Raw genomic sequence first — 23,246 nt, 5'->3', positions numbered from 1 at the left:
GACATGGTAGCCGGGGTCGGCGCGGCCGGTCAGCGGGCCCGCCCCTCGTCGGCCAACCACCCCGAACGAGCTTCGTCGAAGGCCGCCCGGGACCGCATCTGGATGCTCGTCACCTCAGGCGCGGGCCCGCGACCGGCGGCGACCAGACCGCGCAGCCGCCCCACGGCCGCGGCGACGTCGGGGGCGAGGTCGGCGCCCTTGGCCATCGTCGCGGCGGGAAGTTCGATGACGTGGCGCACGTCGCCGAAGGGCACGTGGTCGGGGTTCGCCCCGTCGTAGTCCAGCTCGGACTCCCCCACCCCGGCCTGCGCCAGGCCGTCGAGCGCGTCGAGGATGATCGCCAGCGTCTCGTCCTCGTCGGCGGTGTCCGCGTCATCGTCGCCGGCGCCCTTCGGCTCTCCCGTGAACCAGGCGACGACCGTGTGCAGCCCCTTGTCCGCCGACGGCCGCACACCGGCGTTGAGCTGGCGCCACTGGTCGACGAGGTCCCAGTCGTCGTCTTCGGCGTCGGTGACGGAAAAACCCGCGTCGACGCCGCCCAGGCGCGCCCCGATGGCCAGACCGAGCCGCCCGAGCAGCAGGTCCGCCCGCCACCGCTCGGCGAAGACGGTGATCTCGACGACGTTGACGACGACGGTGTCCGGTTGCGGGTCGCTCATGACCGCGAGACTACCGCCGCCTTCACCACGCCCGCGACGGCGTCGGCGTCGAGGTCCTCGATGCGCACGCACGGCGCGCCGAGCTTCGTCGCCAATTCCTTGGCCAGCCCCAACCGCACGCGCCCGGATTCGCAATCCACGACGATGGACCCGGCGACTCCCCGGCGGCGGAACGCATCGGCGGCCAGCCCCGCCGCCTCGCGCCCGCCGGCCGACGTCGCCCGCCCATCCGACAGGACGACGAGCATCGCGCGCCGCGACGGATCCCGCCGGTGTTCGCGCTCGATCAGCTTCCGGGCCGTCTCCAGCCCCGACGCCAACGGCGTGCGGCCGCCCGTCGACACGTCCTCGAGCCGTCTGCTGGCGGCCACCGTCGACCGGGTCGGCGGCAGCTCCACCGTCGCGTCGTCGCCCCGGAACGTCACCACGGCCACGCGGTCGCGGCGCTGGTAGGCGTCGCGAAGCAACGACTGCACCGCCCCCGTGACCGCCTCGAGCCGGTCGCGGGCCGCCATGGACCCGGAGGCGTCGACGAGGAACACGATGAGGTTCGACTCGCGCCCCTCGCGCTCGGCTCCCCGCAGGTCGGTGCCGATGAGCGGCACCATCGCCCCGTCGACGCGCGCGCCACGCTCCGCCGCCGCCAAGACCGTGCCCGGCACGTGCACGCCCCGGCCGCCCCGCACGGCGCGGATGTCCCGGCCCCGGGGTCCCGTGGCCCGGCCGCGGCGACCGTCGCCGCCCTCACCGATGCCGTCGAGAACCAGCGTCCTGGCCGCGAAAGGGGTCGCCCAATCGGGCAGTACCTCCCGTCGGTGCGGGGCCCTCCTGCTGCTCCTGCGACTCGTCGTCGTGTGACGGCTGCGGCGGCTCCTCGGCGTGGTCCCGTTCGTCGGGGTACCGCTCCTCCGCCCGGTCGAGCGCGTCGTCGAGATCGCCCTGGTCGACGCCGGGCTCGTCGAAGGGATCGCGGCGGCGACGGTGCGGCAAAGCCAGCTCGGCGGCGACGCGAATGTCCTCCGAATCGATCTCCTCGGCACCGCGCCAGGCCGCGTGGGCGCGGGCGGTGCGTGCGATGACCAGGTCGGCGCGCATGCCGTCGACGTCGAAATCCGCGCACAGCGACGCGATGCGCGCCAAATGAACGTCATCGAGCGGAATCTGCCCGACCAACCCGCGGGCGCGGGTGAGACGATCCCGCAATTCGCCGTCGGCCTGCGCCCATCGGGCGGCGAAGCCGTGGGGGTCGGACTCGTAGGCCAGGCGGCGGCGCATGACCTCCACCCGCACCTCCGGGTCCCGCGAGGCGACGACGTCGACGGCCAGGCCGAACCGGTCGAGCAGCTGCGGACGCAGCTCCCCCTCCTCCGGGTTCATCGTGCCCACCAGCACGAACGACGTCTCCTCCACGTGGGACACCCCGTCACGCTCGACGGTGACGCGACCAGTCGCGGCGGCGTCGAGAAGCACGTCGACCAGGTGATCGGCGAGCAGATTGACCTCGTCGACGTAGAGCACTCCCCCATCGGCCTTCGACAGCAGCCCCGGACGGAACTCCGCGTGGCCGGTGGTCAACACCGACTCCACGTCGATCGACCCGACCACGCGGTCCTCCGTGGCGCCCAGCGGGAGGTCCACCACCGTGCCCTTCGGCAGCAGCGGCCCCAGCGCGCGCACGGCCGTGGTCTTCGCCGTGCCCTTCTCGCCGCGCACCACCACCCCGCCGATGCCCGGCGACACCGCCGTCAACAGCAGCGCCAGCCGAAGGCGCTCCTGGCCGACGATCGCGGAAAACGGAAAACCCGGAAAGGCAGACATGAGCCCACTTATACCCTGTACCGAAAAAATCGACGGCGGCGGCCCCCGCGAATCCGCGGGAACCGCCGCCGTGCGCGACAGTGCGAAACCGGGGTCAGCGCTCCAGCTTCAGGGCCTTCTGCGAGGCGTCCCACACCTCCTTGTACAGGGCGGTGTCCTCGGCCAGCGAGGTGCCGTAGGAGGGCACGAGCTCCTTGAGCTTCGGGGTCCAGGCGCTCATCTTGTCGCCGAAGCAACGCTCCAGCAGCTCGATCATCACGGCCGGGGCGATGGAGGCGCCCGGGGACGCGCCCATCAGGCCGGCGATGGAACCGTCGGCGGAGTTGATGACGGCGGTGCCGAACTCCAGGGTGCCGAAGGTCGGGGCCTTGGCCGGCTTGATCACCTGCACGCGCTGACCGGCGTGGACGATCTCCCAGTCCTCGTCGCGGGCGTTGGGCACGTACTCGCGCAGCGACTCGACGCGGGCGGCGTGGTTCTTGAGCACCTCGGTGATGAGGTACTTGGTCAGGCCCATCTCGTGGACGCCGACGCCGAGCATGGTGGCCAGGTTGTGCGGGCGCAGCGACATCGGCAGGTCGGTGATCTTGCCCTGCTTCAGGAACTTCGGGGTCCAGCCGGCGTAGGGGCCGAACAGCAGGCCCTTCTTGCCGTCGATGATGCGGGTGTCCAGGTGCGGCACGGACATCGGCGGGGTGCCGACGGACGCCTTGCCGTAGACCTTCGCGTTGTGCTGGGCGATGACCTCTTCGTTGGTGCAGCGCAGCCACTGGCCGCCGACGGGGAAGCCGCCGTAGCCCTTGATCTCGGGGATACCGGACTTCTGCAGCAGCGGCAGGGCGTTGCCGCCGGCGCCGACGAACACGAAGTTCGCGCGGACGGTGCGGGTGTCGCCGGTGTGCATGTTCTTCACCGTGACGACCCACTTGGCGCCCTCGCGGGTGATGTTCTTGACCTCGTGGCCGTAGCGGATTTCGGTGCCGCGGTCGGACAGGGCCGCCAGGTACTGCTTGGTCAGCGCGCCGAAGTTGACGTCGGTGCCGTTGGGGTTGCGGATGGCGGACACCGGGGTGGAGAAGTCGCGGCCCTCGGCCATCAGCGGCAGGTACTCGGCGAAGCGGTCCTGGTCCTCGATGAGCTCCTGGTCGTGGAACAGGGGCTGCTTGTCGAGGGCCTCGAAGCGGCGGCGCATGAACGCGATCTGCTCGGGGCCCTGGGCGAAGGTGGTGTGGTCGACGGCGTTGATGAACGCGCTCGGGTCGGTGATGACGCCGTCTTCGACCAGGTTGGTCCACAGCTGGCGGGAGACCTGGAACTGCTCGTTGATCTTCAGCGCCTTGTCGACGTTGACCACGCCGTTGGACTCGGGCGTGTAGTTGAGCTCGCACAGCGCCGCGTGGCCGGTGCCGGCGTTGTTCCACGGGGAGGACGATTCCTCGGCGGGCTGGTCAAGGCGCTCGAAGATGAGCTGGGACCAGCCGGGTTCGAGCTCCGTGAGCAGGACGCCGAGGGTGGCGCTCATGACGCCCGCACCGATCAGGACAACGTCGACTTCATCACCGACGGTGGCGGGAAGATTGTTTTCAGACACTGCGGTCAACATCCTTCATGACTAGGTAATCGGGCGGCGCACGCACGTCCCCCGGACTGACACACTGTTCCCGTCCATTGTGGCACAACCCCGGGTGCACCCCCATAATGTGCCGCTAGGCTGTGGGCCGTGACCTTCAATGACATGACGTCCCCCACCCCCGAATGGAAGCCCGGTTCGTTGGGCGCCGACTTCCCCGAAACCGTCGCCGACCTGGGCCCGGACCCGGATGGTGAGGGCGAAGTCGTCGCCACCGTGATCAAGTACGCGCCCCCCGGCGCCGACGGGGCCGACTTCACTTCGCGCCCGGCGGTGCTGTGGATCCACGGGATGAGCGACTACTTCTTCCAGGATCACGTGGCCCGGGAGCTCCATGAGGCCGGCTACGCCTTTTACGCGGTGGATCTGCGCAAGTGCGGTCGGTCGCGGCGCGAGGGGCAGCGGTGGCATCACATCACCGATTTGTCGCTTTACGACGCCGACCTGGACGCAGCCGCGGACCTGATCCTCGGTGCCGGCCATCCCACCGTCGTCCCGCTGGCCCACTCGACGGGCGGTCTCATCGCCGCGTTGTGGCTCGACGGGTTGCGTGAGCGTCGCCCCGACGTCCACGCGCGGGTGGCCGGGGCGGTGCTCAACAGCCCCTGGCTGGATCTGCAGTTCCCGCCCATGCAGCGCGCCGTCGTCAAGCTCGCGGCCACCGTCATGGCGCGCCGCGCGCCCGACCGCCTGACCCCCGACAAGGGCCTGGGCGGCTACGGCCAATCGATCCACCGCAGCGCCAAGGGCGAGTGGGACTTCGACACGACCTTCAAGCCCATCGCCGGCCACGTGAAGTCCTGGTCGTGGCTCAACGCCGTGCTCGTCGCCCAGCGTCGCCTGCACCGCGGCATCGAGGTCGGAGTGCCCTGCCTGGTGCTGCACTCGGACCGTTCGGCCGTGAACCAGAAGTGGTCGCCGTCGCTGGACACCGCCGACGCGGTGCTCGACGTGGAACAGATCGCCCGCCGCACGCGTTGTCTGGGAAGCGGGGCGCGCCACCGGACCATCCCCGGCGCCCGCCACGACGTCTATTTGTCCAAGGACCATGCGCGCGCCCAGGCGATGAGGGAGACGATCCTGTTCCTGGATTCCGTCAACGGCCGCTGACCCCCGCGCACACGACCCCAACCACCGAGGAGATGCTTTGACCAGCGACAACGCCCGTCATTACGACCTGATCATCATCGGCACCGGATCGGGCAACTCGATCCCGTCCCCCGCCTTCGATGACGTGCGCATCGCGCTGGTCGAGGAGGGCCGTTTCGGCGGCACGTGCCTCAACGTCGGGTGCATCCCCACGAAGATGTACGTGCTCGCCGCCGACGCCGCCCGCACCGTGTCCGAGGCGGCCCGACTGGGGGTTCACGCCCACGTCGATTCGATCGACTGGGATTCCATCAAGGAGCGGGTGTTCGCCGACCGCATCGACGCCATCGCCGACGGCGGCGAGGCGTACCGCCGCGGCCCGGAGACGCCGAACATCGACGTCTACGACCGCCACGCCGTCTTCGTCGGGCCCCGCCGCATCCGCACCGGCCAGGGCGACGAGGAGATGGAGATCACCGCCGACCAGATCATCATCGCCGCCGGCTCGCGCACGACGATCCCGGGCTTCGTCACCGAATCCGGCGTGCGGTACCGCACGAACGCCGACATCATGCGCATCGACCGGCTGCCGGAGGAGATGATCATCCTCGGCGGCGGGTTCATCGCCACCGAGTTCGCGCACGTCTTCTCGTCGCTGGGCGTCAAGGTCCACGTCATCGTCCGTTCCGGCGCCCTCAACCGCCAGTCCGACGCCGACGTGTCGGCCCGGTTCACCGAGGTCGCCTCCCGGGATTGGGACGTGCGCCTCAACACGACCATCGAATCGCTGCGCGAGGAGGACGGCGTCGTCGTCGCGAAGCTTTCCGACGGCACCGAGGTCCGAGGCGGCGAATTCCTCGTCGCCACCGGGCGGACCCCCAACGGCGATCTGATGGAACTCGCCGCCGGCGGGGTGGACATGACCGCCGACGGCCGCATCGCCGTCGACGAGCACGGCCGCACCTCCGCCGAGGGCGTGTGGGCCCTGGGCGACGTGTCCAGCCCGCATCAGCTGAAGCACATCGCCAACCATGAGGCGAAGGTGGTCTTCCACAACGTCCTCAACCCCGGCGACCTGCGGTCCTTCGACCACCGGCACATTCCGTCGGCGATTTTCTCGCACCCCCAGATCGGCCAGGTCGGCATGACCGAGGACGAGGCGCTGCAGTGGGCGCGGGACAACGGCACCGAGATCACCGTGAAGGTGCAGAACTACGGCGACGTGGCCTACGGCTGGGCGCTGGAGGATCGCGACGGCTTCGCCAAGCTCATCGCCGACAAGCGCACCGGCCGTCTGCTCGGCGCCCACTTCATCGGCGAGCAGGCCGCCACCCTGGTGCAGCAGTGCATCCAGATGATGGCGTTCGACCTGGACGTCCGCGAGGTCGTGGCCGCACAGCACTGGATCCACCCGGCGCTGCCGGAGCTCATCGAGAACGCGATCCTCGGCCTCGAGTTCGACTAAGCGCCGGGGATCACCCCAGTTCCGGCACGCCGGTCGCCGCGGCCAGCGCGGGCCCCGCGAGGTGTGCCTCGATCGCGTCGGCGATGAGGTCCAGTTGGCGCAGCCGCTCGGCGCGGAAATCGGTGTCGGGGGCGACGACGAAACCGTCCAGTCCGGCGGCGTCGGCGACCGATCGCAGGTACCGGCGGCGCAGGTCGTCGTTTTCCAGCAGGCCGTGCCGGTGGGTGCCTGCGACGGCGCCGCGCACGGCCCCCTCGCCATGGGGCCACGTCTCTTCGCCGCTTCTGGTCACGCGGCCGTTGTGCACCTCGTAGGAGCCGTCGTCGTGGCGGGCGAGGACCTTCGGTTCGGCGAAGCCGATGTCGGCGTCGAAGATGCCCAGACCGTCGACGCGCACCGGGGCGGCCCCGTCACCGGCCTCCACCTCGTCGACGATGGACGCGCACATCATCTGGAATCCCCCGCAGATGCCCAGCGTCGGCGCTCCGCGGGCGGCCCGCCGGATCAGGGCGTCGTCGAGCCCCCGGTCCCGCAACCAGCCGAGGTCGTGCACCGTGGCCTTCGTGCCGGGCAGCACCACCAGGTCGGCGCGGGCGACGGTGCTCGGGTCGACGGTCCACTCGACGCGCACGCCCGGCTCGGCGGCCAGGGCCTCGACGTCGGTGGCGTTGGACACCCGCGGCAGTCGGATGGCGGCGACGGTGAGCGTCTCTTCCCCCAGTGGCCGCGTGGCCGGTCCGATGGACGTCGCGGCGACGGTGCCCAGCGAATCCTCCGCGTCGATCCACAGGCCGGAAATGAACGGGACGACGCCGAGCACCGGCACGCCCGTGCGCTGCGTGACGACGTCGAGTCCCGGCGTGAGCAGTTCCACCGCCCCGCGGAATTTGTTCACCACGAAGCCCGTGATCCGGCGGCGGTCGGACTCCCCGAGGATCGCGTGCGTGCCCACGAAATGCGCCAGCACCCCACCGCGGTCGATGTCGCCGACGACGAGCACCGGCAGGTCGGCGGCTTCCGCCAAGCCCATGTTGGCGATGTCCGATTCCCGCAGGTTGACCTCCGCGGGCGACCCCGCTCCCTCGCACACCACGACGTCGTACCGCGCGCGCAGATCGGCCAGGCAGTCGACGGTGACGGACCGCAGTGCTTTACGACGCTCCCGGTAGGTCAGCGCCGACACGGTGCCCTCCGCCCGGCCGCGCACCACGACCTGGCTCGTCTGGTCGGAGCCCGGTTTGAGCAGCACGGGGTTGAAGTCGACGCTGGGTTCCAGGCCGCACGCCAACGCCTGCAGCGCCTGGGCGCGGCCGATTTCCCCGCCGTCGGGCGTCACCGCGCAGTTGTTGGACATGTTCTGCGCCTTGAACGGCGCCACCGACACGCCCCGGCGCACCAGCAGCCGACACAGGCCGGCGACCAGCACCGACTTGCCCGCATCGGACGTGCAGCCGGCGACGAGAAACGCGGTGCCCCGGGGCGACGACCCGGTCATCGGATCAGGCGCCCGGCTTCCAGCCGGTGAGGAACTGCCCCTCGACGACCTCGTCCGGCAGGGTGAGGATCTCCACGCCCGAATCGGTCACCAGCACCGTGTGCTCGAACTGGGCGGTCCACTTGCGGTCGGTGTTCTGGACGGTCCAACCGTCATCCCAGATCTCGTAGTCCAACCCGCCGAGGTTGATCATCGGCTCCACCGTCAGCGTCATGCCCGGCTCGAGCACGGTGGTCTGCGACGGCTCGTCGTAATGCAGCACCACCAGGCCGTTGTGGAACGTCGTGCCGACGCCGTGGCCGGTGAAATCGCGGACCGTGTTGTAGCCGAAACGCCGCGCGTACGCCTCGATGACGCGGCCGATGACGTTGATCTCGCGGCCCGGCTTGATGGCCTTGATGCCGCGCATCGTCGCGTTGTAGGTGCGCTCCACCAGCAGACGGTGCTCCTCGGACACGTTGCCGGCGAAGAACGTGGCGTTGGTGTCGCCGTGCACGCCATTCTTGTAGCCCGTCACGTCGACGTTGACGATGTCGCCGTCCTCGATGACCTGCGGGCCCGGAATGCCGTGGCACACGATCTCGTTGAGCGACACGCAGCAGCTCTTGGTGAAGCCCCGATAGCCCAACGGCGACGGGTACGTGTCGTGGTCCATCAGGTACTCGTGGACCACCCGGTCGACGTCGTCCGTCGTCGCCCCCGGCACGCAGGCCTTCCCCGCCTCCACCAACGCGTTGGCGGCGATGCGGGACACCTCCCGCATGGCCTCGATGTCCTCCGGTGATTGGACCAGCGGCTCGCCGACTCCCTCGGCGACCTCGTCCTTCCACGCGTACTCCGGCCGCTCGATGTGGGCGGGCACGGTGCGTGACGGGGTGGGCTCCTGCATGGTCAACGGTGCGCGATCGGTCATGGCGAACACGATACCCCCGCCGCCGGATCGATCAGTCGACGGGCGCGGCGTCCGCCTGCTCGTCGAGGTTGGCCAGGAATGCGTCGGTCACCGCCACCGCATGCTCCGAGCCGCCGCCGTGGACGATGAGCGTGGCGAAGGCGATGTCATCGCGCCAGCCGGTGAACCACGCGTGCGAACCGCCCGTGACCTCGGCCTCGCCGGTCTTTCCGTACACCTCGCCGCGACCGGCGATCGCCGTGGCCGTGCCCGACGTGACCACCGAACGCATGACGCTGCGCAGCTTCTGGACGGTCTCCGGGTTCAGCGGCTCCGGCTGCGTCGACGCCCATGTTCCGGCCTGGGGCACCAGGGTCGGGGTGGGCACGCGGCCCGCCGCCACCGTCGCCGAGACCATCGCCATGCCGAAGGGGCTGGCCAAGTCGAAGCCCTGGCCGTAGCCGGCGTCGATGCGCTCGGCCTCGTCGGTGCCGTCGGACACCGAACCGGTGATCGTGTCCAGGCCCGCGATGCGGTAGTCCACGCCGATGCCGAAGCGCTCGGCCTCCGACTGCAGCCGACCGGGCTCCAGGCGGTACGAGATGTCGGCGAAGGTGGTGTTGCACGACCGCGCGAAGGCGTCGTTGAGCGAGGTGTCGCCCACGCCGGAGCCGTTGTAGTTGGTCACCACGCGCGGCCCCAACGTCATCGTGCCCGGGCACGGCACCGTCGACCCCGGGTCCAAGTCGAGATGGTCCATCCCGGCGGCCGCGGTGACGATCTTGAACGTCGACCCCGGCGGGAACTGCCCCATCAGCGCCAGGTCACCCTTTTCGTCGGCCTTGCCCGTCTGCGCCACGGCCAGCACCTCGCCCGACGACGGACGCACCGCCACGAGCATGACCTCGGCATCCGGCCGCAGATCCACCGCCCGCTGCGCGGCGTCCTGCACCGTCTTGCTCACCGACGCGCGGATGGCCGGACGCACCTCCGGATCCACCGAATGCAGCGACGCCAGCACGCCCCCGTCCGGGTTGGCCGCCACGATGCTCCACCCGTCGTCGCCGGTGACGTCGTCGGAGACGATCCGCTCCACGCGGCTCATCAGATCCGGCGCGAACCCCGGATCCGGCCGCACCATCGCCGCCTCGTCGTTGACCGTCACACCCGGCAGCGAGGCGAGCTCGTCGCGCATCTCGACCGGCGAATCCGCCGGCAGCACCACGACGGAATACGGCCCTTCTCCCCCGACGGCCTGCTTGCCCACGGCGCGGGCGTCCACGCTCGCCGCCCGACGCCCCTCGTCATCGGCGGGCATGCCGTTGTTGACGACCGTGGCGATGCGGTTGACCGCCCCCTGCACGTCCGACACCGCCGACCGGTCGAGCACCACCCGGTGCACCGTCCCCGGTTCCAGCAGCGGCGCACCATCGGAGCCGACCACCGACGCCCGCGGCGCCGGGACGCGCCGCAACTCCGGATGCTGATTGTTGCCCAGCCGCGGATGCAGCGCCGACGGGCTCCACCGCACCGCCCACCGGCTGTCCGACCGGGTCAGGTGGAACGTCGTGTCGTACGACCACTCGCGGTCGCCCGCCAGATCCCAATTCATGGTCACCTGCGCGGTGGTTCGTCCCCCGTCGCCGCGCACGTCCCCGATCTCCGTCTCCAGCGACTCGGCGGACAGACCGTTCCACGCCGCGTCGAGATCCGCCCGGGCCGTCGACTCGTGGTCGGTCAGCTCCGCGGCGCCGACGACGTCACCGGCCGACAACGCCTCGAAGAAGTCCTCCAGGACGTCTTCCCCGGTGTCCGGGCGCGGGGTGCACGCCACCGTCGTGGCGGCCATCGCGACGGCCGTGAACAGCGCGGCGATGCGCCGGCGCGGGGAACTGGGGCTCATGCCGCAGACGCTATCACCGGGCACCCCGGCGCCCCCGTACGGCACGCCGAAAAGCCCCAAGATCGGCCGTCGTCAAGCCCGAAACCTTGCCCCGGACGCGCGCCGCTAGGCGCCGGTGATCTTGACCTCCGGCGCACCGGTGACGGTGCCCGCGTCCTCGCCCATCTCGGCGGCGATGCGCATGGCCTCCTCGATCAGGGTCTCCACGATCTGATCCTCCGGCACGGTCTTGATGACCTCGCCCTTGACGAAGATCTGCCCCTTGCCGTTGCCCGACGCCACGCCCAGGTCGGCGTCGCGCGCCTCGCCCGGACCATTGACGACGCAGCCCATCACGGCCACGCGCAACGGCACCTCCAGGCCCTCCAGGCCTGCGGTGACCCTGTCGGCCAACTCGTACACGTCGACCTGCGCGCGACCGCACGACGGGCACGACACGATGTCCAGCTTGCGCGGACGCAGATTCAGCGACTGGAGGATCTGGTCGCCGACCTTGATCTCCTCCTCCGGCGGAGCCGACAGCGACACGCGGATGGTGTCGCCGATGCCCTCCGCCAGCAGCGCTCCGAACGCCACGGCGGACTTCACGGTGCCCTGGAACGCCGGGCCGGCCTCCGTCACGCCGAGGTGCAGCGGGTAATCGCACTGCGCGGCCAGCTGACGGTAGGCCTCCACCATCACCACCGGGTCGTTGTGCTTGACGGAGATCTTGATGTCGCCGAAGCCGTGCTCCTCGAACAGGCTCGCCTCCCACAGCGCCGACTCCACCAGCGCCTCCGGGGTGGCCTTGCCGTACTTCTCCATGATCCGCTTGTCCAGCGAACCGGCGTTGACGCCGATGCGGATGGGAATGCCCGCGTCACCGGCGGCCTTGGCGACCTCCTTGACGCGTCCGTCGAACTCCTTGATGTTGCCCGGGTTCACGCGCACCGCCGCACATCCCGCGTCGATGGCGGCGAAGATGTACTTCGGCTGGAAGTGGATGTCCGCGATGACCGGGATCGGCGACTTCTTCGCGATGATCGGCAGCGCCTCCGCGTCGATCGTCTTCGGGCACGCGACGCGGACGATGTCGCAGCCCGACGCGGTCAGTTGCGCGATCTGCTGCAGCGTGGCGTTGATGTCGTGCGTCTTCGTGTTGGTCATCGACTGCACCGAGATCGGGTGGTCCGACCCGACCCCGACGCCGCCGACCATCAGCTGGCGGGTCTTGCGACGCGGCGCGAGGACGGCGGGGGTTTCGGGGATTCCGAGCGAGACGTTCACGGGAAGTGCTTCCTCATTCCTGGACGGTACGTGGATGGCGGTACGTGGATAGCCATGCCTGGATGGCGTCTACACATGGACGTTAGCCGAAAAGCCGGATCGGGTTGACGACGTCGGCTGCGATGACGATCACGCCGAACGTCAGCAGCACGGCGGTGAACGCCATCGTCACCGGCATCAGCTTGGTGTAATCCGCCGGGCCCAGGGCGGGCTTGCCGGCCAGGCGGCGGACGAAGTCGCGGAGCTTCTCGTAGACGACGACGGCGATGTGCCCGCCGTCGAGCGGCGGCAGCGGCACGAGGTTGAACAGCGCCAGGAAGAAGTTGAGGTTGGCGAGCATCATGAGGAACCCGCTCCACATGTCGTTTTCCACCATCTCGCCGCCGACGCGGCTGGCGCCGACGACGCTCATGGGGCTTTCCTGGTCGCGTTCGCCGCCGAAGATCGACGCGACGACGCCGGGCACCTTCGACGGGATGGACAGCAGGCCGTCCCACACGGCGCCGAACATGTCGACGGTGAACGTCAGCGCCCCGGGCACCGCGGTCAGCGGCGTGTACTCGTTGAGGGTGTTGTCCGGCCGTTGGAACAGCACGCCGACGGCGGGGGTTTCCACGACGGTGCCGTCGGCGGCGCGGCGTTCGACTACGTCGGGTTGCACCGTGATCGTTTCGATGGTGCCCGCCCGCTCGACGGTGAATTCGATGGGGCCGCTTTCCGACGACCCGACGGCCTCGATGACCTGCGGGTAGGTCTCCACCTCCCGGCCGTTGACCGACGTGATCACGTCGCCGGCCCGCAACCCCGCGTCTCCGGCGGGCCCGGTGCCGGAACACTCCGACAGGGTCCCGTCGGCGTGCTGGGTGGCGGGCACGCACTGGGTGGCCTGCACGCGCGGCGAATAGTCCGCGTTGAGGTTCGGCAGGCCCCACGCCACGGCGACGACGTAGATGAGGATGACGCCGACGACGAGGTTCATGGCCACGCCGCCGGAGAGCACCACGATGCGCTGCCACCAGGGGCGGCGCCACATGGCGTGTTCCTCTTCCTCCGGCGCCACCGGGTCCTGGGCGGTCATGCCCGCGATGTCGCAGAAACCGCCCAACGGCACGGCCTTGACGCCGTACTCGGTGAGATGGCCCCCGGCGCCAGCGTGGCGGCGGCTGGTGGACCACACCGTCGGTCCGAAGCCGATGAAGTAACGGCGCACGCGCATGCCGCATGCGCGGGCGGCCCGCATGTGGCCCCACTCGTGCAGGGCGATGGTCACCGCGATGCCGAGCGCGAAAAGGACGACCCCGAGAAGAAAACTCACCGCGCCAGCCTATCCGCCAACTCGGTGGACAGCGCCCGGGCCCGGCCCTCGACTTCGAGGACGTCGGCGATGTCGCGCGGCTGCGCCGTCGCGTCGATGGCGTCGAGGGTCTCCCCGACGGTGTCGACGATGTGCGGGAAGGCGATGCGGCCTGCGAGGAACGCCTCCGCGGCCTCTTCGTTGGCGGCGTTGTACACCGCCGGGGTGCAACCGCCGACCGTCACCGACTCGCGCGCCAGGCGCACGGCCGGGAAGACGTCGTCGTCGAGGGGTTCGAAACGCCAATCCATCGCGTCGCGGAAGTCCAGCGCCGGCTGGGCGTCGGCGACGCGGTCCGGCCACCCCATGGCCAGGGCGATGGGCAGCTTCATCGACGGCGGCGACGCCTGCGCGATGGTCGCCCCGTCGATGAAGGTCACCATGGAATGGATGATCGACTGCGGGTGCACGGTGACGTCGATGCGATCGGCCGGAACGTCGAAAAGCAGGGATGCCTCGATGAGTTCCAGACCCTTGTTCACCAGCGACGCCGAGTTGAGGGTGTTCATGGGGCCCATCGACCACGTCGGGTGCGCGCCCGCCTGCTCGGGGGTGGCGGTCATCAGCTGCTCGCGGGTCCAACCGCGGAACGGGCCGCCGGAGGCCGTGAGCACGAGCCGGTCGACCTCGTCCAGGGTGCCCGACCGCAGACACTGGGCCATGGCGGAATGCTCCGAATCGACCGGCACCAGCTGGCCCGGCCGCGCGGTGCGCAGGACCAGCGAACCACCGGCCACGAGGGATTCCTTGTTCGCCAGCGCCAGACGCGCCCCGGACTCCAGGGCGGCGAGGGTCGCCCCGAGCCCCATGGAACCGACCAGCGCATTGAGCACGACGTCCGCCTCGACCTCGCGAACCAGACGCTCGGCGGCGTCGGGGCCGTGGAGGACGGATGCGTCGATGGACGCCGCGGCGGCCGGATCGGCGCAGGCGACATGATCGAACGACACGCCGTGGGCCTTCGCCTGGGCGGCGAGCAATTCCGGGTTCCCCCCGCCCGCGGCCAGTCCGACCACGGCAAACCGTTCCGGATTGTCGGCGATCACCTCCAGCGCCTGCGTGCCGATGGAACCGGTGCTGCCGAGAACGAGAATCCTGGTCTTCACTGGGGTATTGTTACACCCGATACTCAACATTCGCTGAGAGTGTGCCAAAATGCACGTTAGCGGGACCGCCGCGGATGCGACGGTGACGAACACCGTGACGAGCACAAGCAACACCAGGCACTGCGGCGGCGAAGGTACGGCGCAAACAGGAGGATTACCGTGGCCCACGGACAGAAGAAGGAAGAATTCTACAACGGCGTCAGCAATCTCGACGTCCCCGCCGCCAAGTGGGGTTGGAGCGCCCTGAGCGAGGCGACCCTGCAGAAGGCCGGCTGGATCTCCGTGATCTTCCTGATCGCGATGCTCTGGGGCAACCACCCGGGCAAGGTCGAGAACATCTGGCTGATCGGCATCGCCGCGCTCTTCACCATCGGCCTGCTGCTGCGCGCCTTCTCGCCGAAGGGCAAGCAGGTCCGCACCGTCACCGCCCACAACAAGCCGCTCGGCCACGTCGAGCCGCAGTGGACCAGCGACCAGCTCAACGGCACCGGCGTCTACGCCGAGCTCACCGAGTCCCAGATGCGCGCCTGGAACCACACCCCGGAGACCTACGGCAAGAACAAGGCCCAGGCCCCGGTGACCGCCGGCATTCCGGCGACCGACGAGGACAAGGGCAAGACCCTCCAGGCCTAATCCTCACTGGAGGTCCCCCGGGACGACGACGCCCGCACCGTGTTCGCACGGCGCGGGCGTTTTTCGCGTCCGCGTGGGACGACCGTGTGGGTCAGGCGCCCTCGGCCGCGAGCTGACCACAGGCCGCGGCGATCTCGTTACCGCGGGTGTCGCGCACGGTGCAGGGCACGCCCTGTTCGCGGACGCGGCGGACGAACTCGTCCTGCTGCTCCTTCGGCGACGCGTCCCACTTCGACCCCGGCGTCGGGTTGAGCGGGATGAGATTGACGTGCACGCGCGAGCCGAGGGCCTTGTGCAGCTTCTTGCCCAGCATGTCGGCGCGCCAACCCTGGTCGTTGATGTCGCGGATGAGCGCGTACTCGATGGACACCCGACGGCCGGACTTGTCGGCGTAGTACCGGGCGGCGTCGAGAACCTCGGCGACGGTGAACCGATTGTTGATGGGCACCAGGGTGTCGCGCAGCTCGTCGTCCGGCGTGTGCAGGCTCACCGCCAACGTCACCGACAGGTCCTCGTCGGCAAGCTTGCGGATCGCCGGCGCCAACCCCACCGTCGACACCGTGACGTTGCGCTGCGAAATGCCGAAACCATCCGGCACCGGGTCCGTGATCCGGCGCACCGCGGCGACGACGCGCTTGTAATTGGCCAGGGGCTCGCCCATGCCCATGAAGACGATGTTCGTCAACCGACCGCCCTCGTCGCGCATGGTGGCTGCGGCCTCGCGGACCTGGTCGATGATCTCCGCGGTCGACAGATTGCGCTGCAGACCGCCCTGGCCGGTCGCGCAGAACGGGCACGCCATGCCGCAACCGGCCTGCGACGAAATGCACAGCGTCGCACGATCCGGGTACTTCATCAGCACCGACTCCAGCAACGTGCCGTCGCCGGCCTTCCACAGGGTCTTGCGGGTCTCGCCGTCATCGCAGGAAATGTGCCGCACCGGCTCCAGAAGAGGCGGGAACAACGCGTCCTTGACCTTGCCGCGGGCGGCGGCGGGCAGGTCCGTCATGGTCTCCGGGTCCGCCTCGAGGCGGCCGTAGTAATGGCGGGCGATCTGATTGGCGCGGAACGCCGGCAGGCCGAGATCCTTCACCGCTTCCTTGAGGGCCGGACCATCCAGGTCCGCGAGGTGGGGGTCGGGCATGCCGCGCCGGGGCGCCTTGAAGACGAGCGGAAGTTGCTTGGTCATGATGGCCTCATCATCGCATGCTGCGACCATTGGCGGCGAACCGCACGGCAAGGTTGAATGGTGTGCATGACTGAAAACGACCTTCCCGCCGCCTCCGGGCGCTCCCGCGACGACTACCCCCTGCCCGCAGAGAACGCAGCGGACCTCCCTCCCGCCCCGGGCAGCGACGACACCGCGATCGCCCCGGCGACGGAAAAGGCCCCCACCCCCTTCCACGACGACAAGCCCGCCAAGCCCGCCAAACCCGCCAAGCAGGGCACCGCGGCGTCGAGTACGTGGGTCGCCCTCATCGTCGGCGCCCTGCTGCTGATCCTGCTGCTGGTGTTCATCATGCAGAACCAGCAGTCCGTTGAGCTCAACCTGTTCGCGTGGACGTGGAACTTCCCGCTCGGCGTGGGTCTCCTGCTGGCCTCCATCATCGGCGGCCTCATCATGGCCTGCGCCGGCATCTGGAAGATGTTCGAGATGAAGCGCAACCACAAGCGCGGCTGACCCGCCGGCCCCTCCCCCGCCCCCGGGGCCCGGCCGTCACAGGCCGAAGATCGTCAACATCATCCAGGCCATGGCCGCCGCCGGCAACATGCCGTCCAGGCGGTCCATCAGGCCACCGTGGGCCGGGATCAGGTCGGACATGTCCTTGATCCCCAGATCCCGCTTGAACTGCGACTCAACGAGATCGCCGAGGGTGGCGGCGACGACGAGCACCATGCCGAGCACCATGCCGAACCACCACGGGGCGTCGAGAAGCAGAACCGCCGACGCCGCACCAACCGCGGAGCCGAAGGCCACCGAGCCCGCGAAACCCTCCCACGATTTCTTCGGGCTCACCGCCGGCGCCATCGGATGCTTGCCGAAGAACACCCCGGCCACGTAGCCGCCGACGTCATTGGCGACCACGCACAACATGAAGGTGACGATCACCCACACCGGATTCACGTCGCCCGGAGTGGGCATGTGCGCCAGGCTCGCGGCGAACGCCAGGCACAGCGGGATCCACATGATCACCAAACAGCCCACGCCGACGTCGCGAAGCCAGTTCCGCGGCGCCTCGTTCGCGCCGTACAAGAACAACCGGCTGACCAGCAACGCCATCAACGTGGCCAACAGGCCCACGGCGATGCCCGACACCCCCATCGGCCACGACAGCCAAATCATCGCCTGCCCGCCGAGGATCAGCACCGGCCGCGGCAACATCCAATCGGACTCCCGCAACCGCTGCGCCACCTCCCACGTGGCCGCCGCCGCGGCCACCGCGACGAGGACGTACCACGCCACCGGGCCGAGCAGCAGCGAACCGATGACCAGGGCACCCAGCAACACGCCCATGCCGATGGCGACGGGCACGTTGCGCCCCGCGGAATTGCGCGGCTTGGGAAGGCGGAGCTCCTCGATGAGGCGCTCGGAATTCGGCGAGGGCACGTCAGCTCCGGTTCGTGAAAAAAGGGGGCATACGGGAAAGCGGAGGTCCTAGACCTCCATCAGCTCGGCTTCCTTGCGCTCGACGAGCGCATCGACCTGCTCGACGTACTTCTTGGTGACGCCGTCGAGCTCCTTCTCGGCGGTCTGCACCTCGTCCTCGCCCGCGTCGCCGTCCTTCTGGATCTTCTTCAGGGCCTCCATGCCCTTGCGGCGCACGTTGCGGATGGCGATCTTCGCGTCCTCGCCCTTGCCCTTGGCGATCTTCGTCATCTCGCGGCGACGCTCCTCCGTCAACTGCGGCACCGTGACGCGCAGAACCTGGCCGTCGTTGGTCGGGTTGACGCCCAGATCCGAGTTGCGGATGGCATCTTCGATGTCCTGCATGACCGACGGCTCGTACGGCTTGATGATGAGCATCCGCGGCTCCGGCACCGAGATGGTGGACATCTGGGTGATCGGGGTCGGCGCGCCGTAATACTCGGCGATGACGCCGTTGAACATCGCGGGATTCGCGCGGCCGGTGCGGATGTGGGTCAACTCCTCGCGGCAGTGCTCCACGGAGTTGGCCATCTTCTCTTCTGCATCGAGCAGCGTCTCGTCGATCATCGTCGCCTCTTCTATCTGGGACCTGTCGGTCTCGTCCCCTGCGGGTGTTACGGGTCTTTAATCTATCAGCTGCGCACGAGCGTGCCGATGTGCTCGCCCGCCACGGCGCGGGCGATGTTGCCGTCCGTGAGCAGATTGAACACCAGGATCGGCATGTCGTTGTCCATGCACAGCGAAAAGGCCGTCGCATCGGCGACGCGCAGCTCGCGCTCGATGACCTCGCGGTGGGTGATGTGGTCGAACATCTCGGCGTCCGGGTTCTCGCGCGGATCGTCGGAGTACACCCCGTCGACCGCCTTGGCCATCAGCAGCACGTCGCACCCGATCTCCAGGGCTCGCTGGGCGGCGGTGGTGTCCGTCGAGAAGTACGGCATGCCCATGCCGGCGCCGAAAATGACGACGCGGCCCTTCTCCAGGTGACGCTTGGCGCGCAGCGGCAAGTACGGCTCGGCGACCTGCGTCATCTGAATGGCCGTCTGCACCCGCGAGTCCACGCCCTGCTGCTCCAGGAAGTCCTGCAGCGCAAGGCAGTTCATGACGGTGCCCAGCATGCCCATGTAGTCGGAGCGCGCGCGATCCATGCCGCGCTGCTGCAGCTGCGCGCCGCGGAAGAAGTTGCCGCCGCCGATGACGACGCACACCTCGGTGCCCGCGCGGGCGACCTCGGCGATCTGGCGGGCGACGTTTTCGACCACGTTGGGGTCGACGCCCACGGAGCCGCCACCGAACATTTCACCGCCCAGCTTCAGCATCACTCGCCGGAAACCGGTGCGGGCGTCCTTTTCGGTGGTGTCGGTCATGACCCTTCTTTCTGTGCGGGGTAATCGGCTATCGCAGATGGTACACGCGCAAAGGGGCGGGCCCCGAACCGACGAAGGTCCGGGGCCCGCCCCTGCGCTGTCGCGGCGGCCTTTAGTGCTGGCCGACCTCGAAGCGGGCGAAACCGGTCAGCGTGACGCCGGCCTCGTCCATCAGCTGCTTGACGGTCTTCTTGGAGTCGGCGACGGACGCCTGGTCCAGGAGGACGATGTCCTTGAAGAAGCCGTTGAGGCGACCCTCGACGATCTTCGGCAGGGCGGCCTCCGGCTTGCCCTCCTCGCGGGTGATGTTCTCCAGGACGGTGCGCTCGGCCTCGACGCGCTCGGCCGGGACGTCCTCGCGGGTGAGGTACTGCGCCTTGAGCGCGGCGACCTGCATGGCGGCGACGTGGGCGGCCTGCTGGGCCTCCTCGCCGGAGCCGGTGTAGGCGACGAGCACGCCGACGCTGGCGGGCAGGTCGGCGGAGCGACGGTGCAGGTACACGGCGACGTCGTCGCCCTCGAGGGTCACGGCGCGACGCAGCTCGAGCTTCTCGCCGATCTTGGCGGACAGCTCCTGGGTGGCGTCGGCGGCGGTCTGGCCGTCGAGGTCGGCGGCGGCGAGCTCCTCCTGGGAGTTGGCCTTGACCTTGGCGGCGGCCTCCGCGACCTTGTTGGCGAACTCGATGAACTCGGCGTTCTTGGCCACGAAGTCGGTCTCGGAGTTGACCTCGACCATGGTGTTGCCGGAGACGGCGATGAGGCCCTCGGCGGCGGTGCGCTCGGCACGCTTGCCCACGTCCTTGGCGCCCTTGATGCGCAGGATCTCGACGGCCTTGTCGAAGTCACCCTCGGTCTCGACCAGGGCGTCCTTGCAGGCCTTCATGCCGGAGCCGGTGAGCTCGCGGAGCTTCTTGACGTCGGCGGCGGTGAAATTCGCCATGTGCGGCGATCCTCCTTGGTGTCGTTTGTCGGATGGGCCGTCGGGATGCGGCCCGGAAAGACTGTCCGTGCGGACAGTCTCCCACATCGACGGTTTCCCGTCCCCGCGAAATTACTCGGCGGCCGGGGTCTCGGCCTGCTCGGCCGGAGCCTCGGTGGCCTCGGCGGCGGGAGCCTCGACCGGGGCGTCACCGGCGGCCTCGCGGTTGGCGGCGGTCTCGCGCTCGGCGCGGACGCGGCGGCCCTCCTCCACGGCGGAGGAGATGATGCGGGTCAGGACGGTGGCGGAGCGGATGGCGTCGTCGTTGCCCGGGATCGGGTAGTCGACGTCGTCCGGGTCGCAGTTGGTGTCCAGGATGGCGACGACCGGGATGTTGAGCTTCTTCGCCTCGGAGACGGCGATGTGCTCCTTGTTGGTGTCGACGATCCACAGGGCCGAGGGGACCTTGGCCATGTCGCGGATGCCGCCCAGGGTGCGCTCCAGCTTGGTGCGCTCGCGGGTCAGCATGAGGATTTCCTTCTTGGTGCGACCCTCGTAGCCGTTCTCGGCGGCGTCCATGGCCTGAAGCTCCTTCAGGCGGGCCAGACGCTTGGAGACGGTGGAGAAGTTGGTGAGCATGCCGCCGAGCCAACGGTGGTTGACGTAGGGCATGTCGACGCGCTCGGCCTCGTTCTGCACGGCCTCCTGGGCCTGCTTCTTGGTGCCGACGAAAAGGATGTTGCCGCCGTGGGCGACGGTCTCCTTGACGAACTCGTAGGCCTCATCGATGTAGGTCAGCGTCTGCTGCAGGTCGATGATGTAGATGCCGTTGCGGTCGGTGAAGATGAAGCGCTTCATCTTGGGGTTCCAGCGACGCGTCTGGTGTCCGAAGTGGACGCCGGCGTCGAGGAGTTCGCGCATGGAAACGACAGCCATGTGAATTCAGGGAAGGCCTCTCGTCCGGTCTGACTAGGACCGCGGCTGCTTCCCTTCCTCGCTTTCTGATTGATGTTCGGTTGATGTCGCGTGCGGGTTTTCTCCGCACCCTGGCGCCGCTGGAACCTGCGTCGCCTCCCGGTTGTGACCGGGCACCCGGCGACGTGGGCTGCGATGTGCGGCGCGCGAAGTCAGCGTGCCCGGGTCGTCCGGGCACACTGCGGGGGGTAGTTTAGCGCAACGCCGCTGGTGGCGCCAACGGGCTCATCCACAGGTCGACTTTTATCCACAATCGGGCGTCGGGGCCGGGCTTTTTCGCTTGACGACGGCCGACCTTCACGGTCATCTGAGGCCGTGACCGCGCCCCTCCAACATACGGCCATTCGATCGCTGGCCCGGTGTCTGTGCATTGTCCTGTGCTGCTCGCTCTTTGCCTGCATTTCCGTCATTCCGGAATCCACGGTGGCCGATGCCGCCCCTCGCTCCGGCGGCATCTCCGCGATAGAGCACGCCAAACCGGTGCCGGGCGACGTCGTCACTCCCTACGATCCGCCGGCCCAACGCTGGCTGCCCGGACACCGGGGCGTGGATCTGGCGGCGCCGATCGGATCGGCCGTGCGAGCCTCGGGTGACGGTGTCGTGCACTTCGCCGGGATGGTGGCGGGGACGCCGACGGTGTCGGTGATGCACGCCGACGGCATCCGCACCACCTATCAGCCGGTGCGGTGGTCGGTGCGTCGCGGTGATCGGGTGCGCCGGGGTGACGTGATCGGGACGTTGGAGGCCGGCCAGGACCCCGGCCTGCATTGGGGCGCGCTGCGGGGTCGGGATTACCTCAATCCGCTGGATTTGCTGTGGCTCAGGCCGATCGTGTTGAAACCCGTGGAGTGAGGGGCTGAGGGAAGGGCCCGCTCACGCCCGGGGGTGGGCCCGGCGGTGCGCCTCGCGCAGCCGGTCGGTGGAGACGTGGGTGTAAATCTGCGTCGTGCCCAGCGACGCGTGGCCGAGCATCTCCTGCACGACGCGCAGATCGGCGCCACCTTCGACCATGTGCGTGGCTGCGGTGTGGCGCAGCCCGTGCGGGGACAGGTCCGCCCCGGCCTCCGACGTCGCCGCGTGGACGATGCGGCGGGCCTGACGGGGATCCAGCCGCCCGCCGCGGGCCCCGAGGAACAGGGCCGGGTTCTCTCCGGCGGCCACCTCGTCGCGGGCGCCGATCCAGTTCTCGATGGCGCGGGCCGCAGGTTCGCCGAAGGGGACGGTGCGCTGCTTGTCGCCTTTGCCCGTGACGGTGAGGGTGCCGCGGGCGAGATCGACGTCGTCGAGGTCGAGCGCGCACAACTCGCCCACGCGGATACCGGCCGCGTAAAGGATCTCCATCAACGCCCGGTCCCGCAGGGCCAGCGCCCGCCGTGCGGGAGTGGCGTTTTCGCCGGAAGCGACCTCTCCCTCTCCCCCCTTCCCGTCGAGCATGGCGTCGGCTTGGTCGACGGTGAGGATCTCGGGAAGGTGGCGATGCGGGCGGGGTCCGGTCACGCGGGCGGCGGGGTCGACGTCGAGAAGCCCCGCCGAGACCGCCCAGGCCCCGAACCGGCGGATGGAGGTCACGGCCCGGGCCAGGGACGAACGAGCCGCACCCGCCCGATGCTTGGCGCCGAGGTGGGCCCGGATGACGCGAACGTCGAGTTCGCCGATGTCGTCGATGCCCGCGAGCAAGGGCACGAGGTCGGCCCGGTACGCGCGGATGGTGCGCGGCGCGAGTCCCCGGACATGTTCGAGGTGGTCGAGGAAGTCTCCCAGCACCGCCTCGAGGTTCGGGGACAATGCGTCGGAGAGCGGCGACGACGGCCCCCGGCGGTCCGCGTGATCCGCGGGCCCTCCGGAAGCCGTCGTCAGTGCCTCACCCATGATGCAAGACCCTACCCCGGTGAGCCGGGTGGCCGTCGCGACCCCTGAAGACACGACGCCCTCGTCCGGCCCACCGTTAGCGGGAAGAGTGGCCGACACCAGCCCGTATCGGCCCCTCCCTTAGGCTTGCCTGCCCTATTCTACATAGCCTTACGGAAG

At 69.4% G+C, this 23,246-nt stretch carries 22 protein-coding genes; 5 read left to right on the top strand and 17 right to left on the bottom strand.

The annotated features are described in order from the left end of the window. Positions 1-29: 29 nt before the first annotated feature. From HMPREF3121_RS04710 to mqo, 4 genes are all read right to left on the bottom strand, one after another. On the bottom strand, positions 30-659 hold the full coding sequence (locus tag HMPREF3121_RS04710; RefSeq protein WP_070520330.1) for a hypothetical protein: 630 nt from the start codon (positions 657-659) through the stop codon (positions 30-32). Next, a complete protein-coding gene (locus tag HMPREF3121_RS04705; RefSeq protein WP_141742970.1) occupies positions 656-1,354 on the bottom strand; it encodes a vWA domain-containing protein in 699 nt (232 codons plus the stop codon). Before HMPREF3121_RS04705 ends, HMPREF3121_RS04710 begins: the two co-directional genes overlap by 4 nt. 49 nt (positions 1,355-1,403) lie before the next feature. After that, positions 1,404-2,477 carry a magnesium chelatase ATPase subunit I gene (locus HMPREF3121_RS04700; protein WP_070520327.1) on the bottom strand — a complete coding sequence of 358 codons (1,074 nt, stop codon included), beginning with the start codon at positions 2,475-2,477 and terminating at the stop codon, positions 1,404-1,406. Positions 2,478-2,571: 94 nt separating this feature from the next. Then, a complete protein-coding gene (mqo, locus tag HMPREF3121_RS04695; RefSeq protein WP_371327320.1) occupies positions 2,572-4,080 on the bottom strand; it encodes a malate dehydrogenase (quinone) in 1,509 nt (502 codons plus the stop codon). A gap of 117 nt (positions 4,081-4,197) precedes the next feature. On the opposite strand from mqo, the gene HMPREF3121_RS04690 reads away from it, so the two are divergent. Then, on the top strand, positions 4,198-5,217 hold the full coding sequence (locus HMPREF3121_RS04690) for an alpha/beta hydrolase (RefSeq protein WP_224371871.1): 1,020 nt from the start codon (positions 4,198-4,200) through the stop codon (positions 5,215-5,217). Between the two features lie 37 nt (positions 5,218-5,254). Beyond that, positions 5,255-6,661, top strand: a complete 1,407-nt coding sequence (gene mtr / locus HMPREF3121_RS04685; protein ID WP_070520321.1) for a mycothione reductase — start codon at positions 5,255-5,257, stop codon at positions 6,659-6,661. Between the two features lie 10 nt (positions 6,662-6,671). On the opposite strand, the gene HMPREF3121_RS04680 is transcribed toward mtr, so the two are convergent. The 6 genes from HMPREF3121_RS04680 to dxr form a co-directional block, all read right to left on the bottom strand. After that, the gene (locus HMPREF3121_RS04680; RefSeq protein ID WP_070520318.1) at positions 6,672-8,156 is read right to left on the bottom strand and encodes a cobyric acid synthase; all 1,485 of its coding nucleotides are present in this window, start codon (positions 8,154-8,156) and stop codon (positions 6,672-6,674) included. 4 nt (positions 8,157-8,160) lie between these two features. After that, positions 8,161-9,069, bottom strand: coding sequence for a type I methionyl aminopeptidase (map, locus tag HMPREF3121_RS04675; RefSeq protein ID WP_070520380.1), 909 nt, complete (start codon positions 9,067-9,069; stop codon positions 8,161-8,163). A 31-nt stretch (positions 9,070-9,100) separates the two neighbouring features. Further along, a complete protein-coding gene (locus HMPREF3121_RS04670; protein WP_070520315.1) occupies positions 9,101-10,951 on the bottom strand; it encodes a penicillin-binding transpeptidase domain-containing protein in 1,851 nt (616 codons plus the stop codon). A 105-nt stretch (positions 10,952-11,056) separates the two neighbouring features. Further along, positions 11,057-12,217, bottom strand: coding sequence for a flavodoxin-dependent (E)-4-hydroxy-3-methylbut-2-enyl-diphosphate synthase (ispG, locus tag HMPREF3121_RS04665; protein WP_141742969.1), 1,161 nt, complete (start codon positions 12,215-12,217; stop codon positions 11,057-11,059). An 82-nt stretch (positions 12,218-12,299) separates the two neighbouring features. Next, positions 12,300-13,532, bottom strand: a complete 1,233-nt coding sequence (locus HMPREF3121_RS04660) for a M50 family metallopeptidase (RefSeq protein ID WP_070520309.1) — start codon at positions 13,530-13,532, stop codon at positions 12,300-12,302. Continuing rightward, a complete protein-coding gene (dxr, locus tag HMPREF3121_RS04655) occupies positions 13,529-14,707 on the bottom strand; it encodes a 1-deoxy-D-xylulose-5-phosphate reductoisomerase (protein ID WP_070520306.1) in 1,179 nt (392 codons plus the stop codon). Before dxr ends, HMPREF3121_RS04660 begins: the two co-directional genes overlap by 4 nt. A 129-nt stretch (positions 14,708-14,836) precedes the next feature. Between dxr and HMPREF3121_RS04650 the strand changes: the two genes are divergently transcribed. Beyond that, on the top strand, positions 14,837-15,310 hold the full coding sequence (locus HMPREF3121_RS04650; protein WP_070520304.1) for a DUF2631 domain-containing protein: 474 nt from the start codon (positions 14,837-14,839) through the stop codon (positions 15,308-15,310). 91 nt (positions 15,311-15,401) lie between these two features. Here HMPREF3121_RS04650 and rlmN read toward each other — a convergent pair whose 3' ends face one another. After that, complete coding sequence (gene rlmN, locus HMPREF3121_RS04645; RefSeq protein WP_070520379.1) at positions 15,402-16,499, bottom strand: dual-specificity RNA methyltransferase RlmN; 1,098 nt, start codon at positions 16,497-16,499, stop codon at positions 15,402-15,404. 66 nt (positions 16,500-16,565) lie between these two features. On the opposite strand from rlmN, the gene HMPREF3121_RS04640 reads away from it, so the two are divergent. Next, on the top strand, positions 16,566-16,991 hold the full coding sequence (locus HMPREF3121_RS04640; protein ID WP_224371859.1) for a LapA family protein: 426 nt from the start codon (positions 16,566-16,568) through the stop codon (positions 16,989-16,991). A gap of 36 nt (positions 16,992-17,027) precedes the next feature. On the opposite strand, the gene HMPREF3121_RS04635 is transcribed toward HMPREF3121_RS04640, so the two are convergent. The 5 genes from HMPREF3121_RS04635 to rpsB form a co-directional block, all read right to left on the bottom strand. Continuing rightward, positions 17,028-17,825, bottom strand: coding sequence for a phosphatidate cytidylyltransferase (locus HMPREF3121_RS04635; protein WP_083291282.1), 798 nt, complete (start codon positions 17,823-17,825; stop codon positions 17,028-17,030). Positions 17,826-17,966: 141 nt separating this feature from the next. Beyond that, the gene (gene frr / locus HMPREF3121_RS04630; RefSeq protein WP_035120830.1) at positions 17,967-18,524 is read right to left on the bottom strand and encodes a ribosome recycling factor; all 558 of its coding nucleotides are present in this window, start codon (positions 18,522-18,524) and stop codon (positions 17,967-17,969) included. A 65-nt stretch (positions 18,525-18,589) separates the two neighbouring features. After that, the gene (gene pyrH, locus HMPREF3121_RS04625; protein WP_070520296.1) at positions 18,590-19,324 is read right to left on the bottom strand and encodes a UMP kinase; all 735 of its coding nucleotides are present in this window, start codon (positions 19,322-19,324) and stop codon (positions 18,590-18,592) included. 112 nt (positions 19,325-19,436) lie between these two features. Beyond that, complete coding sequence (gene tsf / locus HMPREF3121_RS04620) at positions 19,437-20,264, bottom strand: translation elongation factor Ts (protein ID WP_070520295.1); 828 nt, start codon at positions 20,262-20,264, stop codon at positions 19,437-19,439. 111 nt (positions 20,265-20,375) lie between these two features. Beyond that, positions 20,376-21,179, bottom strand: a complete 804-nt coding sequence (gene rpsB / locus HMPREF3121_RS04615) for a 30S ribosomal protein S2 (RefSeq protein WP_070520292.1) — start codon at positions 21,177-21,179, stop codon at positions 20,376-20,378. 354 nt (positions 21,180-21,533) lie between these two features. On the opposite strand from rpsB, the gene HMPREF3121_RS04610 reads away from it, so the two are divergent. Beyond that, on the top strand, positions 21,534-22,070 hold the full coding sequence (locus HMPREF3121_RS04610; RefSeq protein WP_141742968.1) for a peptidoglycan DD-metalloendopeptidase family protein: 537 nt from the start codon (positions 21,534-21,536) through the stop codon (positions 22,068-22,070). Between the two features lie 21 nt (positions 22,071-22,091). On the opposite strand, the gene HMPREF3121_RS04605 is transcribed toward HMPREF3121_RS04610, so the two are convergent. Then, positions 22,092-23,087, bottom strand: coding sequence for a tyrosine recombinase XerC (locus HMPREF3121_RS04605; protein ID WP_083291273.1), 996 nt, complete (start codon positions 23,085-23,087; stop codon positions 22,092-22,094). Between the last annotated feature and the right edge of the window lie 159 nt (positions 23,088-23,246).

It is taken from the genome of Corynebacterium sp. HMSC11E11 (assembly GCF_001807025.1).
GTDB classification, from domain to species: Bacteria; Actinomycetota; Actinomycetes; order Mycobacteriales; family Mycobacteriaceae; genus Corynebacterium; species Corynebacterium freneyi.
Note: the sequence above shows the minus strand (reverse complement) of the source record. Positions and strands in the feature narration are given on the sequence as shown.